Genomic DNA, 17,407 nt, shown 5'->3' on the forward strand with positions numbered 1-17,407 from the left:
GCCATCAACCCGACCTCCGGCGCGCTGCCCGCCGCCACCGGCGTGGCACTGAAAGCCCCCGGCTTCTGGCACCGCGCGCTGCGCCACCGCAGCTTCTGCATCGGCGGCGTGCTCGCCGCGCTGCTGGTGCTGGCCGCGCTGCTGTCCTATCTGTGGACGCCTTACTCGCCCTACGGCATGGACATGGCGAACAAGCTGCAGGCGCCCTCCGGCTCGCACTGGCTCGGCACCGATGCCTTCGGCCGCGACGTGGCCTCGCTGCTGCTCGTCGGTGCACGTGCATCCATCCTGGTCGGCGTGATCGCGGTCGGCATCGGCCTCGTGGTCGGCACCGCCCTGGGCTTGCTCGCGGCCGCCAAGCGCGGCTGGGTCGAGGAAGCGGTGATGCGGCTGTCCGACTTCACGCTGGCCTTTCCCGCAATCCTGTCGGCCATCATGATGACCGCCGTCTTCGGCGCGGGCATCGTGAATGCCATCGTGGCCATCGGCATCTACAACATCCCGACCTTCGCGCGCATCACGCGTGCGTCGGCCAATGCGATCTGGTCGCGCGAGTACGTCGCCGCCGCGCGCGCCTGCGGCAAGGGCAGCTTCTCGATCACCATGCAGCACGTACTGCCGAACATCTCGGCCGTGCTGATCGTGCAGATCACGATTCGCTTCGCCATCGCCATCCTTGCCGAAGCCGCCCTTTCCTACCTGGGCCTGGGCACGCAGCCGCCGCAACCTTCGTGGGGCCGCATGCTCAGTGAAGCGCAGACCCTCATGTTCCAGCAGCCGCTGCTGGCCGTCTTCCCCGGCATGGCCATCGCGCTCGCGGTGCTCGGCCTGAACATGCTCGGCGACGGCCTGCGCGACCTGCTCGATCCGCGCCTCGCACGCGCCCGCTAAGCGATATGCCACTCCTCGAAGTCAACAACCTCCAGATCGGCCTGCAGACCCAGCGCGGGCCGGCGCAGGCCGTGCGCGGCATCTCGTTCTCGCTCGAACGCGGCGAGACGCTGGGCATCGTCGGCGAGTCGGGCTGCGGCAAGTCGATCACCGTGATGTCGCTCATGGGCCTGCTGCCCTCCAGCGCCAAAGTCGCGGGCAGCATCAAGCTCGACGGGCAGGAGCTCGTCGGCCTTCCCGAAAAGAAGATGTGCGAGATCCGCGGCAACCGCATCGGCATGATCTTCCAGGAGCCGATGACGGCGCTGAACCCGGTGCACACCATCGCGCGCCAGGTGGGCGAGCCGCTGCGGCTGCATCGCGGCCTGACCAAGGAACAGGCCCGCAAGGAGGCGCTGAACCTGCTCGAGCGGGTGGGCATTCCCGACGCGGCCTCGCGCCTCGATGCGTACCCGCACCAGTTCTCCGGCGGCCAGCGCCAGCGCATCGGCATCGCGATGGCGCTCGCTTGCGGTCCCGACCTGCTGATCGCCGACGAGCCGACCACCGCGCTCGACGTGACCATCCAGAAGCAGGTGCTCGACCTGATCCAGGGCCTGGTCAAGGAAATGGGCATGGCGCTGATCCTGATCTCGCACGATCTCGGCGTGATCGCCAGCAGCGTGAAGCGCATGCTCGTGATGTACGGCGGCAGCGCAGTGGAAAGCGGACCGACCGACGCCGTCTTCGCCAGCCGCGCCCATCCCTACACCCGTGGCCTGTTCGCGGCACGCCCCGCCCTCGGCGCAGTGCGCGCCGGCCGGCTACCCACCATCAGGGGCAGCGTGCCGGAGCTGGTCGACATGCCCCGCGGCTGTGCATTCGCCGGCCGCTGCGCTCACACCATCGACCTGTGCCAGAGCACGAAGCCGCGCGAGACGCTGCTGCCGAACAACCACACGGTGCGCTGCCTGCGGCTGGGCGAGATCGCCGCATCGAACGCCAGGGCCGCCGCCGCATGAGCCAGTCAGCCACCGCCCGCCAGCCCCTGCTGGCCGTGAACAACCTCTATCGCCACTACGCGCTGCCGCGCGAGAAGCTGTTCGGCCCGCCGCCCACCGTGAAGGCACTCAATGGCGTCAGCTTCGAAGTGCAGGCCGGCCAGAGCATGGGTATCGTCGGCGAATCGGGCTCGGGCAAGTCGACCATCGCTCGCCTCGTGATGGCGCTCGACACGCCCACCTCGGGCACTGTCTCGCTCGAAGGCCGCGACCTGCACGCGCTCTCGAAGGAAGAGCTGCGCGTGGCGCGGCGCGACTTCCAGATGGTGTTCCAGGACCCTTACGGCTCGCTCGACCCACGCCAGACCGTCGCGCGCATCGTCGCCGAGCCCTTGGAAGCACTGGCCGCAACGAGCCGTGCTGAGCAGCGCGAGCGCGCCAGCGAAACGCTGGCCGCAGTGGGCCTGCGCACCACCGACCTCGACAAGTACCCGCACGAGTTCTCCGGCGGCCAGCGCCAGCGCATCGCCATCGCGCGCGCGCTCATCACGCGCCCCAAGCTCATCGTGGCCGACGAGCCCGTGAGCGCGCTCGACGTGTCGGTGCAGGCCCAGGTGCTCAACCTCATGCAGGACCTGCAGCAGCAGTTCGGCATCAGCTACCTGCTCATCAGCCACGACCTCGCGGTGGTCAACCACCTGTGCGACGAAGTCTGCGTGGTCTTCAAGGGCCGCATCGTGGAGCGCGGCCGTCCAGCCGACCTGTTCGAGCACGCGCAGCACGAGTACACGCGCACCCTGCTTTCCGCCGTCCTGCATACGCCCTCCCGCTAGCCGGGGCGGCTTTCCTTCCTTTTCCACACTCACCTCCAGGAACTATCGAATGTTGAAGCGACGCACACTCATGACTTCCGCCATGGCCGCGGCAATCCCGGGTGTCTTCCTGCCCCAGGCCCGTGCGCAGGCCGGCAAGAACACGCTGACGATCGGCATGCCGCTCGAACCGCCGGGCCTGGACCCGACGAGCGGCGCCGCTTCGGCCATCGCGGAAATCACGCAATACAACATCTTCGAGACGCTCACCAAGGTGAACGCCGACGGCTCGGTCACGCCGATGTTGGCGGAGAGTTGGTCGTCCTCGCCCGACATGAAGACCTTCGTCTTCAAGCTGCGCAAGGGCGTGCGCTTCGAGAACGGGCAGCCCTTCAACGCGAACACGGTGAAGTTCTCCTTCGACCGCGCGGGCGGCGCCAAGAGCACGAACAAGGACAAGCGCTTCTTCAGCGAGATCGGCACCGTCGTGCTCGACGAGCACACAGTGGGCGTCAACAGCACGCTGTCGAACCCCGACCTGCCCTTCATGCTCGGCCAGTCGACCGCCTGCATCGTGGAGCCCAAGAGCGCCGAGACCAACGCCACTGCACCCGTGGGCACCGGCCCCTACAAGCTGAGCGCCTGGCAGCGCGGCGCCTCGTGCACGCTGGTGAAGTCGCCGACCTACCGCGACCCCAACCTCGCGAAGACCGAGAAGTTCGTCTTCCGCTTCATGTCGGACACGGCCGCGCAGACCGCCGCGCTGCTGTCGAACGACATCGACATCTTCCCGCGCGCGGGTACGCGCTCGGTGAGCCAGTTCAAGGGCAACGCGCGCTTCCAGGTGATCGAGGTGGGCACGCGCGGCAAGGTGATCCTGACCATCAACAACCGCAAGAAGCCGCTCGACGACGTGCGCGTGCGCCGCGCGATCCTGGCGGCCATCGACCGCAACGCGATCATCCAGGGCGCGGCCGACGGCTTCGGCAGGCCCATCGGCAGCCACTACGCGCTGGGCGCGCCGGGCTTCATCGACACCACCGCGATGAACCCCTTCGACGTGGAGAAGGCGAAGAAGCTGCTGGCCGAAGCCGGCGTGAAGACGCCGCTCGAGCTGCGCCTGCAACTGCCCCCGCCCTCCTACGCCCGCCAGGGCGGCGAGGTGATCGCCGCGCAGCTCGCGCAGATCGGCATCAACGTGAAGATCCAGAACGTGGAATGGGCCCAGTGGCTCAGCGGCACCTTCGGCGGTGCGCACGACTTCGACCTGACCATGGTCGCGCACGTGGAGCCCTTCGACCTGGTGAAGTACACCGAGCCCGACTACTACTGGGGCTACGACTCGAAGAAGTTCCGCGACTTGTTCGTCACCATCCAGAACGAAGAGAACAAGAAGCGCCGCGCCGACCTGCTGGCCGATGCACAGCGCATGCTTGCGACCGACGCGGTCAACGGCTTCCTCTACCAGGCGGTGTTCCCGACCATCGCGCGCAAGGAAGTGAAGGGCCTGTGGCCGAGCATGCCGATCGTGGTGAACGACCTGGCCGCGATCTCGTGGGGTTGATGCGATGAGCACGTCGACATCGAAGCCCCTGTATTCCCTGGGCGTGCAGGAGCTGCACGCGGCCTATGCCTCCAAGGAACTCTCGCCGGTGGAAGTGGCGCGCTCGGTGAACGAGCGCATCGCGGCCTACGAGCCCGAGCTGCATGCCACCTGGCTCTTCCGCCCCGAACTGGCGCTGGAACAAGCCCGCGCCTCCGAGGCACGCTGGCTGGCCGGCAAGCCGCTCGGCACGCTCGACGGCGTGCCCGTGACCATCAAGGACAACCTCGCGACCAAGGGCGATGCGATGCCGCTGGGCACCGCCGCCTACGACCTCGTGCCGATGAGCTACGACTCGCCGCCCGCCGCGCGCCTGAAGGAAGACGGCACCGTGCTGGTCGCCAAGACCACCATGCCCGACCTGGGCATGCTGTCGTCGGGGCTGTCGAGCTTTCATGAGCTCTCGCGCAATCCGTGGGACCTGTCGCGCACGCCCGGCGGTTCCAGCGCTGGCGCCGGTGCTGCTGCCGCCGCCGGCTACGGCCCGCTGCACGTGGGCACCGACATCGGCGGCTCGCTGCGCCTGCCGGCGAGCTGGTGCGGCATCTACACGCTCAAGCCCAGCTTCGGCCGCATTCCGCTGAGCTCTCCCTACATGGGCCGCTGTGCCGGCCCGATGACCCGCACCGTGGCCGATTCGGCGCTGATGATGGCTTCGGTCGCGCAGCCCGACGACCGCGACTATTCCGAACTGCCGCCGCCAGTCATCGACTGGAATGCCTTCGAGGTCGATCCGTCGTTCATCAAGGGCAAGCGCGTGGCGCTGCACATGGACGCGGGCTGCGGCCTGCCGCTGGACCCGCAGATCGCCGAAGCCGTGCGCCGCGCGGCGAAGCACATCGAGGCCGCTGGTGCGCACGTCGAGGAAATCCCGGCCTTCATGACGCCGAAGATGCTCAAGGGCATGGACCACTTCTGGCGCATGCGCTCGTGCATCGACATCCAGGCTATGGCGCCGGAGAAGCGCGCGAAGATCCTGCCGTACATCCGCGAATGGGCCGAGAGCGCGGCCGGCTTTTCGGGCGCGCACATCTTCGAGGCCTACAGCGAGTTCATCGCCACGCGCGCGGCGGCCATCGCCGCGACCAAGGCCTACGACTTCGTGATCTCGCCGGTGTCGCCCAACATGCCCGCGCCGGCCGACCACGCCTCGCCGACCAACGACCCGATGCTGCCGCTGGAGCACATCGGCTTCACCGTGCCCTACAACATGTCGGAGCAGCCCGCTGCCTCGATCAACTGCGGCTACTCGGCCGAAGGCTTGCCCATCGGCCTGCAGATTGCCGGTCGTCGCTTCGACGACCTGGGCGTGCTGCAGTTCAGCCGCGCCTTCGAGCAGATCCGCGAAACGCAGAAACCCTGGCCGGAACCCAACGCGACCCGTTGACCCGGCCCCCAGGAGACAAGACACCATGAACGCAACAGCAGCCCACTACATCGACGGACGCCGCGTGCAGTCCGAAGGCAACGCCACCATCGACGTGATCGACCCGAGCGATGGCAGCAAGTTCGGCGAGATCGCGCGCGGCACCGCCGCAGACGTGGACACCGCCGTGCGCGCCGCGCGCCAGGCCATGGGCGAGAACTTCGACGGCCCCTGGGGCGGCATGACCGCGCTGCAGCGCGGCCGCCTGCTCGCCAAGCTCGGGGCAGCCGTCATGGAGCACCACGAGGAGCTGGCCCAGCTCGAGGCGCGCGACACCGGCAAGGCGCTGCGCGTGGCGCGCAACGACGCCACCGCGCTGGCCCGCTACATGGAGTACTACGCCGGCGCCTGCGACAAGCTGCACGGCGACACCCTGCCCTACGAGCGCGGCTACACCGTGCTGACGGTGCGCGTGCCGCACGGCGTGACGGGCCACATCATTCCCTGGAACTACCCGATGCAGATCGCGGGCCGCAGCGTGGGCGCCTCGCTCGCCGCGGGCAACGCCTGCGTGGTGAAGCCGGCGGAAGATGCGAGCCTGTCGCTGCTGCGCCTGGCGGAGATCGCGACCGAAGTGGGCTTTCCGGCTGGCGCGCTCAACGTGGTGACGGGCTACGGCAAGGAAGCCGGCGCCGCGCTGTGCGCGCACCCGGGCATCGACCATATCTCGTTCACCGGCTCGACCATGACCGGCCGCAGCGTGGGCCTGGCCGCGGCCGAACGCCACTGCCCGGTGACGCTCGAACTCGGCGGCAAGTCGCCGCAGATCGTGTTCGCGGATGCCGACCTCGACGCGGCCGAGCCGGTGCTGCTCAATGCCATCATCCAGAACGCCGGCCAGACCTGCTCCGCGGGCAGCCGCGTGCTGGTGGAACAGTCGGTCTATGAAGAAGTGGTGCAGCGGCTTGCCAAACGCTTCACCGCCGTGCGCGCGGGCACGCCCGCCGAAGACCTGGACATGGGCCCGCTCATCAACGAAAAGCAGTTCCGCCAGGTGCGCGACATGGTCGCGACCGCCGAGGCCGCCGGCCTGAAGGTGGCGGCGCGCGGCACGGTGTCGCCCAACGCGTCTTCCACCGGCTACTACCAGGAGGCCGTGCTGTTCCGCGACGTGCCGCACGAGAGCGACATCGCGCAGCGCGAGGTCTTCGGCCCGGTGCTGGCCCTGACGCCCTTCGCCGACGAGGCCGAAGCGGTGCGCCTGGCCAACGGCACGGATTTCGGCCTGGTGGCCGGCGTATGGACCCGCGACGGCGCGCGCCAGTTGCGCATGGCGCACAAGCTGCATTGCGGCCAGGTCTTCGTCAACAATTACGGTGCGGCGGGTGGTGTAGAACTGCCTTTCGGCGGCGTGAAATCCAGCGGCTTCGGCCGCGAGAAGGGCTTCGAGGCCCTGCTCGGATTCACGACCCTCAAGACCATCGCCATCAAGCACGGATGAAGACAACACATGACTACCACTGAACAGCAGCAAGCGCCGCGCAAGGTCGGCCTCGTCGGCGTCGGCCTCATGGGCCACGGCATCGCCAGCAACATCGTCAAGCACGGCCACCAGCTCACCGTGCTGGAGCACGCGGGCAACCAGCCCATCGACGGCCTGCTGAAGGCCGGCGCCACCTCGGTGAAGGACGTGGCCACGCTGGCCGCGCAGGTCGACGTGCTGATCCTGTGCGTCACCGGCACCCCGCAGGTCGAGGCCGTGATGCTCGGCGACAGCGGCGCACTGACCACGCTGCGCCCCGGCACCGTGGTCATCGACTGCTCGACGGCAGTGCCCGCCTCCACCGCCAAGGTCGCGGAAGCAGTGAGCGCCAAGGGCGGCAAGTTCATCGACGCGCCCATGACCCGCACCGCGAAGGAAGCCGCCGAAGGCCGGCTGAACCTGCTGGTGGGCGGCGACGAGCAAGTGCTGGCCTCGTGCCTGCCGCTGCTGCGCTGCTTCGCCGAGAACATCACGCACGTGGGCGGCATCGGCGCTGGCCATGCGATGAAGCTGCTGCACAACTTCGTCTCGCTGGGCACCGTGGCGCTGCTGTGCGAGGCGGCCGCCTGCGCGGAGCGTGCCGGTGTGAAGCCCGACGTGTTCGTCGACGTACTCGCCAAGGGCGGCGGCAACGGCGTAGCGCTGGAACGCGTCAAGCCCAAGCTGCTGACGGGCAGCACCGATTCGCTGAAGTTCTCGATGGCGAATGCGAAGAAGGACCTCGGGTACTACAACGACATGGCGGAGCAGTCTTCTTCGAGCCATGGCATTGCGCAGGCTGTGGATGCGCTGCTGACTCACGGGGTCGAGAAGTTCGGTGGTGACCGGATGGTGCTCGATCTGGTTGAAGCGTTGCGCTGATCTCTTGCCCGCACTTGCTCTGTGCGGGCCGCTCGCTGTTCGGGGCGCGTGCGGCTATGAAGTTCGTGGTTCGACCGCTGCGGCGGAATGCGGATGGATATGCGCGGGCGCAACACTGAACATTTGCCGGACCTCGTCCATCCCAGCTCGAACCACCCAATCTCGCACCATCACTCAAACCGTATCTCAGCCACGGTAGGCGCATTCGGCTCCCTGGTTTGAGCATTCGCAATGCCACCGTCCTTTTCGTTCCTGAACCAGTAGCGGCAGCCGGTTCGAGAAATCATCGTCACGCACATCGAGCCGTCGGAGTTGAGAACCCACTTGCCCGACGCCTTGCCGGGCCCGCTTTGATTGACAAAGTCGACGCGGCCATCCGAATAGAACTGCCAGCGCGACACCATGCCGGTCGAAAGATTGCTTGAAACGATGGGCTTGCCGATCAAGGTGGTCTCTACCTCGGCTTTGGTCAGAAACACCCGGCCATGGATGGGTGCGGACTCCTCGGAGATGGCCGGCACGGCGGCAATGCAAAGCAGCGTGCGGACGACGTATCGTGTGAACATGACATGCCCCTCTGACGTCGCGCAGTCGGCGTGCGTTCAGCCCTGCGCGTGCGTCCAAGCGCCTGGTTGGCCTGTCGGTAACGCCCGATGGCGTTACATGGCATTAACTAAAAAGCGCTACTTCTTTGAGCGCTGGATCCGGCCGGTGCACGCGAACGAGGCCTGCTTCTTCCTGCGCTCCACAGCCATGCCGGGAGGTGGTGGCCCGAGATCGAGACGAGGAAGGCGGCGTTCTTTTTCGGCGACGACACGACTTGTGCTCCGATGGCCCTCCGGCAAGGTGGCCGAAGGGCGTTGTGGGGTGGCTTGGGCAAACTCCGTAGCAACGCGCCAGCGACGGCGGAAGAGCACTATGAAGGCCACGGTGCAGTTGCTTGTATTGCGCTGTGTCGTGCGTACGGCGCTTGTAAACGGCCCATTGATTTCCGCGCAGACGTAACCCACGTTTCCGCTGAATCTCGGCCCTTCCCACACCTCGGATCGCAGGCCTGTGGTCCAGAGCATCGGCACGCGGATATCCGATTTCTGCCGGCGAGGTCGTGGCGTCGAACTGCACGGGCACGAACGCCGCTTTGGCTTGATCCCGCAGCATGTCGACGGTCGCATTGACAGGACTGGCGCTGGGCAACCGTTGATCGCTTTGCTTGATCGGTGGTCCAAATCAGCCTGGCCGCTTCAGCGTCACTGGATGGCGGTAGCCAGTTCAGCGCGCACTGCCGCGAACACGGCAGCGGGATTCAAGGCACGCGATATGGGTCGGCCGATGACCACGTGCGTCGCGCCAGCCCCGATTGCCTGCGTGGGAGTCGCAGCCCGCACGTGGTCATTTTGTTCATCGCCTGAGAGCTGCGTACCTGGCGTCACGATAAGGGCACCGAGCGGCAAGACCTCACGAAGCAGCCTCACCTCCAATGGGGACGCTACAACGCCATGGCAACCGGCTACGGCTGCAAGACGACCCAGTCGTGCGACCTGCTCTGGAACCGTCGAGGCGACACCTACCTCTTTCAAATCCTGGTCACTCATGCTGGTGATGACGGTGACCGCAAGAATCTTTAGTTGAGGGAACTGGCTCGCGGCTTGAACTGCCGAGCGAAGCACAGCGGAACCGCCTGAGGCGTGCACAGTCACCATCGAAGCACCCAGATGTCCGGCTGCCGTCACCGCGCCAGCCACCGAGTTTGGAATTTCCAGCAGCTTGAGGTCCAGGAAAACACTTTTCCCTGCATCTACAAGCTCGCGGACGACCGAAGGTCCTGCTGCCGTCAGCAGCTGCAGGCCTACCTTGTAGAACGTAGTGGCTGCGCCCAACTGCTTCACGAGGTCCGCCGCCAATGCGGCGGTAGGGAAGTCGAGCGAAACGATGATGCGGCTGTCCGTGCTCATTGACTTGTCCTCAATGTCGATGCCCTGCGCTCCCAGAGAGACCGTGAACTGGGCAAACGTGCGCAGCCTATCAGCTGACAGGCAGAATGCGGCCAACAGCGGTCGTCCAAGACAAGCCGTCAATTAAGCCAAGAATCGCAACTTCGATGAGTCACCTCACCATTTCGAGCATCAACTGGCTTTCAGATAGCGGGGACGCCAACGTTACGCTTTCCAGCGATGTGGCCACGGTGGTGGCCTTTTGCTTTCAGTGCTCTTACAAGGTTGGCCAAACAGTTCCCAACCTGCTGCATCCGGTCATGGTTGACGAGCTGGAGTCTCCGTACCTGCAAGACTGGCCGGCAGATAAGAAAGCACTTGCTGGTGCAGAGCGGCTGGAGTGTCACGGGAGCTACGGGTATCGCGGTTGCGGCGAAGTAGTCGATCAGGCTGAGGGACTGGTCCAGGCGCGTGGCTTCGTCTTCAACTTCGGGGATGTCCCGGCTGGTGCAGAAACTGTTCGATTTCAGTTTGACCGACTGGACCTTTGGTGAGCACAAGTGTGAGCAGATAAACGACTGCTTTCGAGAACAGCGAACTTCGGCTCAAGGCCCGGTGGCGTCGACCTCACTTCGACTACAGTCGGCCACAAGCCGTCATCCGGCGTTCGGGGCCAAATCGCGACGTAGCGACGTAGCGACGTTGGGCCGACCACGCAGAATTCGACCACCTTCGCACTCTAAGCAATAAAACCGCATGACATTGACTAGTTTGCTCGGCAAGAAGCTGAAAGACGAAGAGATTCTTCAACTCATAGAGGACTATCAGGTCGGCGATGTCGTCTATAGCTTCGATCGCCTACGCGAGGGCACAGAGGACGAGTACTGGGCCGAAGCGAAGGCGGCTGGATTTGCGGTCCGGTTTGACCAGAACCAAGTGCTCAAGACGGTCTTCTGCTATGCGTCCTCAATTGAGGGGTTCACACCCATCTCAGCGAGCGACGTTGGGGTGCCCTTTTTTAGTTCTTTTGAGGATGCAGAGGTTGCAGCCAAGGCCGCAGGAGTTCGTCATTCCACCGGGCATGTTGACGATGCTCTACTGGGCTTGAAGTCATCTTGGGTCCGACATGAGCGCCCTGAAGCCTGGGTGCACTACGAGTTCCGTGATGGTGAACTTGCTCTGGTCACGCTTTCGCGCTCAAGGCCGTAGTCCGGCCATCATCGGTCGTTCATTCAAGATACTCGAACTGATGCAGTCGATCCGAAAGTACTATCGAACGTACAACGAGAGTCATGAAGGGATTCCTGGACTCTTCTATTGCGAAGTCCATGACGGCATGATCACTCGGATGATTAACAGCTTTGAGCATGAGCTGTGGTGGGCAACCCCTAGCGCTCATAACAACGAGCAGTATGACTTCACGACCCGTCCCGAATTTCCAGAGGCCGATACAGAAAATCTGAAAAGGGATGCGGCCCTCACCGAACTGTCCCTCGCAGAGTTCGAGGAATTATGGCGCCGTGCGACGCGGCAGCCTTAAGGCTCTTTAGAGCCAGCAATCTGCCTCGCACCGCCACTCGATCGACCAGGCGAGAGACCGCTTTGGATTGAATCGAACTTCGGCTTCGGGCCCTTTCCGGTCACTCGTCCCGGCAGAAAGCGGCCACTCGAATCGCACGAGCCCGCACCGTTGAGGTCAGGACAAAAATTTTATTGAAGCAACGAACTCTTCAAATGGCTTCTCCATCTCTTTGAAAAAAACCATGGGGTCCTTTGCCTTGTCCACAGACCCCGCTCCGCATTGAATCATCCACGCGAATCCTGGCGTCTGAGTGACGAAGTGCTTGGTAACGACTCTGAACTGATCAGCACCTTGGCCCTCAGTGACCGTCGCAACGGCCCAGTAGGCCAGCGCACCCCCTATCGTGCTCTGTCCCACCTTTTCGATAGAAAGCGGGCCGCGCACCTGGGTAGCGAGTCTTGCTCGGAATCCTTGCGCATCGAGCGGCTTACTGGCATATGCCTCATTAAGTTGCTTCTGGGAATATGACCGAAAGTTTGGCGGCAAATCGTGCCTGTCGATCTGGCAAGTAAAAGCGATGTTGCCTCTCTCCCTGAGCCCCGCTCGAATCGCAACTATCTTTCGCGTAGGTTCACTTGCCAGCCGGTACTCCCACCGATCAGGCAGGTCAAAGGAGACGGTGGCCTCCGGAACGGCCACTTGCCTAGAAAAGGCGCTCATCGGCAAGACCGACAGACAGGCAATTCCGAAAAGGAGTGCCGACTGCGGGATGAAACGAATCTTCGAAGTTGTGCGCATTTCTCGTCCAGTTTTTGATGAAAGTTTAGGCTCATCCATGCGCCAGTCTGCTCGAGGAAGAGGCAGGCGGTAAAGGTCGGCTTCTGGCCGCCATCGGCCTATTTGCTGGACTCCAGCAGCTTCAATGTCTCAGCGGGAAGTACGCCATCGGGAAGAAGCTTGCTCTTAAGCGCTGACGGCCTAAAACCGGTGTTGTCGTAGCCTCCCACCAAGAGCCATGTTTGCCTCAGCTTCACGTGGAAGTTGCCAATGCCGCTACAACTGATACCACTTGGTTCGCCGACGCCAATAGTCGTGACAATTGTCGATTGATTCCCTCCGCGCCATGAACGTAGTACCTCAAACTCGACTTTCTGCTCAGAGAGCATCTGCGGGCGAGGCGGTAGATTCTCGACCACAACAACTCTGGCAAGGATGACCACTTGCAATGAGTCTCGTTGCTTCAAGAAGGCTTCTAGGTCGTACGCGGACGGCGCAAGGCTGCATGCCGCTGCACAAACAGGTAGCGCGCCGAACAACGCTCCGCCAGCGGAACTGAGCCAGTTTCTAAATCCCATAATTCCTCCCGTCGACTGTCGACCTCACCTCGCCCCACCCTGGGCCATTGACTGCGGTTTATCGAATTCTGGTTCAGGGCCGATCGTCTGCTATTGGCCGACTGTCGCCGGTCGCGACAGCATCGCGAACGGGCCCAGAGCGGCCCTTGATCAACGTTAGTCATCAACGTCTGTAGTCCATCCTTGCGCTCCACAGAACTCCTTGACGTGGTGGAATTCGGCGTCGGTGACGTGATACAGATAGGCAAATGCGTGTAGAGCCCCGCATCGCTCGTAGACCAACACCGCGTCATTTATTATTTGCGCCGGGAGAACGGTCAAACCGTGCACGGAGTGCTCCGCCGGCATCGGGTGTCCAAGGGCAGACTCAATGCGTGGGTGCAGATCTGGAAATGCCATATTCATCAAAGTCCGCTTCCTACCGACTGTTATGAGATCTGATGCAAGTCAGAACGCGCTCGCCAAGCACTCTCAGACTGGAAGAGCAAAGCTTGAGAGCGCTAGGCACGTCGGGTTGTGGCCGCATGAGGAACTACCCAGCGACGTACATCGTGGTTTCTGGCAGCTCGCCGGCCTTCCAATGCGCGAAGACCTTCTGAGCCGCACGGTCGGCGACCCGACGCTGGCTATCACCGGGCATCGGCTCAAGTAACTCGAACTTTCCAGTTTTCTTGACGAGCTTCAGCCGCCCGGAGACGGCTCTGGCCTGTTCGTTGCGGTTCGGGCCAACCGCACCGTAGAGATTGCTACTGAACTGGTAGACACACTCGCGGTCGTCGTCGGAGAGGCGACGCAGACTTATGCACATCCAGTCGAGGTACTCACCGGAATCAGACGTCGATGGCGATGGCTCTACGGACATGATTTCTGACGACCACAGGGGGTGCATGGGTTGCTAAAGGTGACTGCTCGGGCTGAATCGAGCCACAGCGACGAACGTCCTGTCCTGGCCGATTGCTGCGTTTTCTATGCGAAGACTGTTGTTGGTGGCTTTGCCACAAACCCTCGTTCGACATCCCCTTTGAACCCAACAGCCTCGTACAAGCCGTGAGCCTCTGAACGCTGCATGCCGGAAAGGAGCATCACCTTACAGCAGCCAGCTTGCCAAGCCTCCATCAACGCGAACTCCAGCAATCTGCGGCTGAGCCCACGGCGCCGGAATCTCGCCGCCGTCACAACGTGTTCGATAACACCGATGGGCCTTCCGCCACTCGCAAGGTTGGCCAACGTGGCCAGCATGCAGGTGGAGGCGACCTCCTCGTCGCATTCGGCCACCAGCACCATGGATTGCGGGCCTTCCGCGACCTCCCTCCAAAGTAAATCGAGGCGATCATTCGCAATCGGAGGGTCATGGGGTCTCAACTCGCGATAGAGCGCGAGAATGGCGGGTGCGTCTGCGGCGGCAGCTTTCCTGACTGTGATGCACGTCATATGCGGTTGTTAGTGCGCCTTCGTCGAAGGTCTGGTTCTGGCCGACTGCGAAGGACGTTAGACACTTCCCGATTCATCCTCGCCAGCAGCAACATCACTTTGTACCTGCGTAGATCATGGCAAGGCCCTTGAGGAATTCGTCGAGCAAAATCTCCGTGTTGCCTGTGCAAGTTTCACCGATCATTTTCGAGTCGCAGTGGCTCGGGAAGTGCGTGGAAGATACATAGTTCAAGGTTCTTATGCTCACTGCTGGCCTGTAGTCGAAGTGCGGGCTCGGTTTGACTTCGATTGTTCCAAGCCCCCATCCTGTCTCGCGCAGTGGGGCGTAGCCCGATTCGCATTGGGCACGTGCCGCCTCCTCTTTCCCGGCAGGAGTCCAGCTGGCGATCAAGGGATCCTTGAAGTACGAATACGTTGAGTCGCCGGGCGCCCCGGCCTTGACCAGTAGCACCACGTATCGATTGCCGATTCCACGTCCACTGAAAGGACTGAACGAGATCATGCTGCCCACCGAAGGGCCCTTCACCGTCGACCGCACTACAGCCTCGTAAATGGCGCCGCAGCGCTGCCCAATGCTGGCCATTGCAAGTCGCCCCTCAACGATTTCCACCTCAGCAACAACGTCTGCTTGCGCCACCGCTTGGTCCAAGTCGATATATATGGACGTGGCTAAGCAAGCTTGTTGTGCAAAGGCAAGGATTGCCGTGAGTACAAGACTTCGGATCATGCAAAGCACCTTGTTCGTGACTAGGTTCACAAAAGACCTTCGACGCGGCAACCGCTGCGGCTTGGCATCGCAGCCGAAGAAGAAAACACTTGCATCTCGCAGTCCACTCCTTAAGGGGGCAATGAAGGCTTGATTTGGTTGCAATGTACCTAGCAAAGTAGCAGTTGCGCGCCACAATGATGGAATATTGAGCTGCCGTGACGAACGACCGCTTCTAGCCGATTCACGCCGCTGAATGCACCAGCGTTCATCGAGCAATACGCGCGGCCAATGCGTCGAACACCTCGGCAAGACCACGATCCTCTGAGCTGTAGGGGTAGTCGAAGTGTTCAACTTGCAGCCACTGCGCTTCCTGGCCGGGATGAACGTACTTCTCGAAGTCGTCGACCAGCAATACTTGGTGGGGATCTACGCCCGGGACAAATTGAAGGTCTTTGGTCTCGCCCCGCCAGACGATGTACTCCATATCCGCAAACCAGGTGGGCGCGACCTTCTCATCCACCAATAGGCGCGCGATCTTTCGGAATCGTTCTTCCTTGACTGTGGTGAACATGACGATGCGGGGGAACAACTCAGCGCAACGAGTCAGGAACTCAGCCAGGCCTGGCCGCGGTATCTGGCTCATCGCGTTTGAGATCAAGGTGCCTTCGAGATCGAGGGCAAGGACATATTCGTTCATGGACGGACTTGGATCGACTGTAGGAACGTCTGGTCTTGGCGAAAGCGCTAGACATCAAGCGCTCGCTGCCTGCGGATCTGGCGCTTCTGCTCTGCACTGGGCGGCTTGAACGAGCCGGAAAGACGGCGCTGGAGAGACTTTATCGCGGCGGTTTTTGCACGCATAGCACCCGCGTCGACCACCGTCTGAGCCTGCGCCCATTCCAGTGCCCCTTCGATAGGTGCCCCTCTTAACGCACACAGGCAAAGTGTCTGTTGAAATGGGGTGTTGGCGCCCGCGAACGTCTCGATAACCAAGTCCCTCAACTTCTCCCGCTGTTCATGTGTGATGACCAGCCCGTCGTCGAAGCTGGTCAAAGAGTTCAACGCGCTGAGCGCTTGCCAAAACGGATCGCCTGGCTCGTCCGAAAGGGGAGTGGTCGACAGGCAGTAGTCCAGCAGCACCGCAACACAAGGCTCGGTGCGGACTTCCGTAAGAACCGCGATGGCAAAGGTCGCGAGTGTCCGATTGGTCAGCAAACGCTGCAGCGAAGCAATGCCACCCCGCCCGTAGGCAATGCAGGCCGCAGCCCAGCGCGCGAGCGGCGCTACTCTTTTGCCGTTTTCCAGCAAGCCGTCCTCATGCCAGCCGTGTTGCTTGCAGAGTCGTTCAATTTCGTCAGCACCCTCAGCACCATATGCCAGCGAAAACCGAATCATGTCTTCTGGATTAACTGATCCACCGTAGGACAGTGGTGCGGAGCCTTTCGCGGCTTTGCGGGCAAGATCGTTGAACTTCATCTGATGTGCGTTTGATCGAGGCTAGCCACTTCCAGTGGCCTCTTAGCTTGCAGCACGGGCCATGGACTTGCGGATCGATTCCAAGAGTTCTTCCGTAGGCAACTCGACAGACGATCCGTCGGCACGAAATTCATCAAGACTGCGCAGCAGGCTACCGATTCTTGATGGTGCGAAAGACCACCCTTCAACATTCGACCACCCTCTTTCAACCAGGAATCCCTCTTGGCGACGGGTGCAGCGCAGCCAACCGGTGTATTGGTCCGAGAAGTCATATGGCAGGAAGGCGATCTCATCAACGTGCAACTCATTCAGAACTTCCAGCCATTGTTCCAACACTCGCAAGAGCACTGCTCGAACCTTCGCTACATCTTCGACTTTTGGCAGCAGGTAGTCGTCAAGCGCCAGGTAATAGGAATCGCAAACCCAAGTTTTCCCTTCCCACTCCAGCACGATGTCGTTGTGCTGGGTTCCGTTGTCGACGAAATTCAAGCTCAAACTCATCACGCCCTCCTTTCCCATTCGAATCACAAAGATCGAAAGATCTACTTCGTCGAATCTGCGTGCAGGTGCTGAGCGGCCGTTTCTGACCGCACGCTGCCGCGCCTCCGAACGACAGCTCTTGGTCGATAGTACCTATTCACTTCGCCAGAGCCAACGACAGCAACCATTGCAAAGCAGATGAGCGCGTTGCCTGTCGCCGCAGCGCACGGCCGACGCCGAGGCTGGCTCTCTCAACAGAATCGAACTACCGCCATCAGGGAGACCTGAGCCTCTTCGCACAAAAGGGCTTGTTCCCAGGCAGGCGGCGATCTCGCGGCCCGCAGACAAGCCCCTACCCGCCAGCCTCAGGCGCCTCACGCCGCGCCTTCTCACTCATCTGAAACAGCTCACCAGCCTTGCGAGCAAGCTCAGCCGCAAGCCAAAGCA

At 62.6% G+C, this 17,407-nt stretch carries 20 protein-coding genes; 10 read left to right on the top strand and 10 right to left on the bottom strand.

Annotated features, from left to right (window positions below; all coding sequences use genetic code 11):
- Nucleotides 1-3: 3 nt before the first annotated feature.
- From EJP69_RS16855 to EJP69_RS16885, 7 genes are read left to right on the top strand one after another with little or no spacing between them, the layout of a single operon-like run.
- Nucleotides 4-891, top strand: a complete 888-nt coding sequence (locus EJP69_RS16855) for an ABC transporter permease (protein ID WP_126472019.1) — start codon at nt 4-6, stop codon at nt 889-891.
- A 5-nt stretch (nt 892-896) separates the two neighbouring features.
- Nucleotides 897-1,892: an ABC transporter ATP-binding protein gene (locus EJP69_RS16860; RefSeq protein WP_126471591.1), complete on the top strand. Its 996-nt coding sequence runs from the start codon at nt 897-899 to the stop codon at nt 1,890-1,892.
- Entirely contained in the window at nt 1,889-2,704 is an 816-nt protein-coding gene (locus tag EJP69_RS16865) for an ATP-binding cassette domain-containing protein (protein WP_126471593.1), read from the top strand. The genes EJP69_RS16860 and EJP69_RS16865 overlap by 4 nt, the downstream gene beginning before the upstream one ends.
- Before the next feature lie 49 nt (nt 2,705-2,753).
- Nucleotides 2,754-4,247: an ABC transporter substrate-binding protein gene (locus EJP69_RS16870; protein ID WP_093308066.1), complete on the top strand. Its 1,494-nt coding sequence runs from the start codon at nt 2,754-2,756 to the stop codon at nt 4,245-4,247.
- Between the two features lie 4 nt (nt 4,248-4,251).
- Nucleotides 4,252-5,673, top strand: a complete 1,422-nt coding sequence (locus EJP69_RS16875) for an amidase (RefSeq protein ID WP_093308065.1) — start codon at nt 4,252-4,254, stop codon at nt 5,671-5,673.
- A gap of 25 nt (nt 5,674-5,698) precedes the next feature.
- Nucleotides 5,699-7,153, top strand: coding sequence for an aldehyde dehydrogenase family protein (locus EJP69_RS16880; protein WP_126471595.1), 1,455 nt, complete (start codon nt 5,699-5,701; stop codon nt 7,151-7,153).
- 9 nt (nt 7,154-7,162) lie between these two features.
- Nucleotides 7,163-8,056, top strand: coding sequence for an NAD(P)-dependent oxidoreductase (locus EJP69_RS16885; RefSeq protein WP_126471597.1), 894 nt, complete (start codon nt 7,163-7,165; stop codon nt 8,054-8,056).
- Between the two features lie 170 nt (nt 8,057-8,226).
- Here the strand turns inward: EJP69_RS16885 and EJP69_RS16890 are convergent, their stop codons facing one another.
- Nucleotides 8,227-8,622: a hypothetical protein gene (locus EJP69_RS16890; RefSeq protein ID WP_093197304.1), complete on the bottom strand. Its 396-nt coding sequence runs from the start codon at nt 8,620-8,622 to the stop codon at nt 8,227-8,229.
- A 681-nt stretch (nt 8,623-9,303) separates the two neighbouring features.
- On the bottom strand, nt 9,304-10,008 hold the full coding sequence (gene pyrF, locus EJP69_RS16895; RefSeq protein WP_126471599.1) for an orotidine-5'-phosphate decarboxylase: 705 nt from the start codon (nt 10,006-10,008) through the stop codon (nt 9,304-9,306).
- Between the two features lie 146 nt (nt 10,009-10,154).
- Here pyrF and EJP69_RS16900 point away from each other — a divergent pair, with 146 nt between their 5' ends.
- The 3 genes from EJP69_RS16900 to EJP69_RS16910 all read left to right on the top strand — a co-directional run bounded on the left by EJP69_RS16900 (nt 10,155) and on the right by EJP69_RS16910 (nt 11,527).
- Entirely contained in the window at nt 10,155-10,541 is a 387-nt protein-coding gene (locus tag EJP69_RS16900) for a hypothetical protein (protein WP_126471601.1), read from the top strand.
- A 202-nt stretch (nt 10,542-10,743) separates the two neighbouring features.
- The gene (locus EJP69_RS16905) at nt 10,744-11,196 is read left to right on the top strand and encodes a hypothetical protein (protein WP_126471603.1); all 453 of its coding nucleotides are present in this window, start codon (nt 10,744-10,746) and stop codon (nt 11,194-11,196) included.
- A complete protein-coding gene (locus tag EJP69_RS16910) occupies nt 11,153-11,527 on the top strand; it encodes a hypothetical protein (protein WP_206169340.1) in 375 nt (124 codons plus the stop codon). The genes EJP69_RS16905 and EJP69_RS16910 overlap by 44 nt, the downstream gene beginning before the upstream one ends.
- A 156-nt stretch (nt 11,528-11,683) precedes the next feature.
- Here the strand turns inward: EJP69_RS16910 and EJP69_RS16915 are convergent, their stop codons facing one another.
- The 8 genes from EJP69_RS16915 to EJP69_RS16950 all read right to left on the bottom strand — a co-directional run bounded on the left by EJP69_RS16915 (nt 11,684) and on the right by EJP69_RS16950 (nt 16,981).
- On the bottom strand, nt 11,684-12,346 hold the full coding sequence (locus EJP69_RS16915; protein WP_126471605.1) for a hypothetical protein: 663 nt from the start codon (nt 12,344-12,346) through the stop codon (nt 11,684-11,686).
- Nucleotides 12,347-12,405: 59 nt separating this feature from the next.
- Nucleotides 12,406-12,753 carry a hypothetical protein gene (locus tag EJP69_RS16920; RefSeq protein WP_126471607.1) on the bottom strand — a complete coding sequence of 116 codons (348 nt, stop codon included), beginning with the start codon at nt 12,751-12,753 and terminating at the stop codon, nt 12,406-12,408.
- A 643-nt stretch (nt 12,754-13,396) separates the two neighbouring features.
- A complete protein-coding gene (locus EJP69_RS16925) occupies nt 13,397-13,726 on the bottom strand; it encodes a hypothetical protein (RefSeq protein WP_170217146.1) in 330 nt (109 codons plus the stop codon).
- A 104-nt stretch (nt 13,727-13,830) separates the two neighbouring features.
- The gene (locus EJP69_RS16930; protein ID WP_126471612.1) at nt 13,831-14,295 is read right to left on the bottom strand and encodes a GNAT family N-acetyltransferase; all 465 of its coding nucleotides are present in this window, start codon (nt 14,293-14,295) and stop codon (nt 13,831-13,833) included.
- 94 nt (nt 14,296-14,389) lie between these two features.
- Nucleotides 14,390-15,280 (bottom strand): hypothetical protein, encoded by an 891-nt coding sequence (locus tag EJP69_RS16935; RefSeq protein ID WP_126471614.1) that lies wholly within the window; start codon nt 15,278-15,280, stop codon nt 14,390-14,392.
- Nucleotides 15,270-15,701, bottom strand: coding sequence for an NIF family HAD-type phosphatase (locus EJP69_RS16940; protein ID WP_126471616.1), 432 nt, complete (start codon nt 15,699-15,701; stop codon nt 15,270-15,272). Before EJP69_RS16940 ends, EJP69_RS16935 begins: the two co-directional genes overlap by 11 nt.
- Nucleotides 15,702-15,748: 47 nt before the next feature.
- The gene (locus EJP69_RS16945; protein ID WP_126471618.1) at nt 15,749-16,480 is read right to left on the bottom strand and encodes a hypothetical protein; all 732 of its coding nucleotides are present in this window, start codon (nt 16,478-16,480) and stop codon (nt 15,749-15,751) included.
- Nucleotides 16,481-16,522: 42 nt separating this feature from the next.
- Nucleotides 16,523-16,981 carry a hypothetical protein gene (locus tag EJP69_RS16950; protein WP_170217147.1) on the bottom strand — a complete coding sequence of 153 codons (459 nt, stop codon included), beginning with the start codon at nt 16,979-16,981 and terminating at the stop codon, nt 16,523-16,525.
- Between the last annotated feature and the right edge of the window lie 426 nt (nt 16,982-17,407).

It is taken from the genome of Variovorax gossypii (assembly GCF_003965815.1).
Lineage (GTDB): Bacteria > Pseudomonadota > Gammaproteobacteria > Burkholderiales > Burkholderiaceae_C > Variovorax > Variovorax gossypii.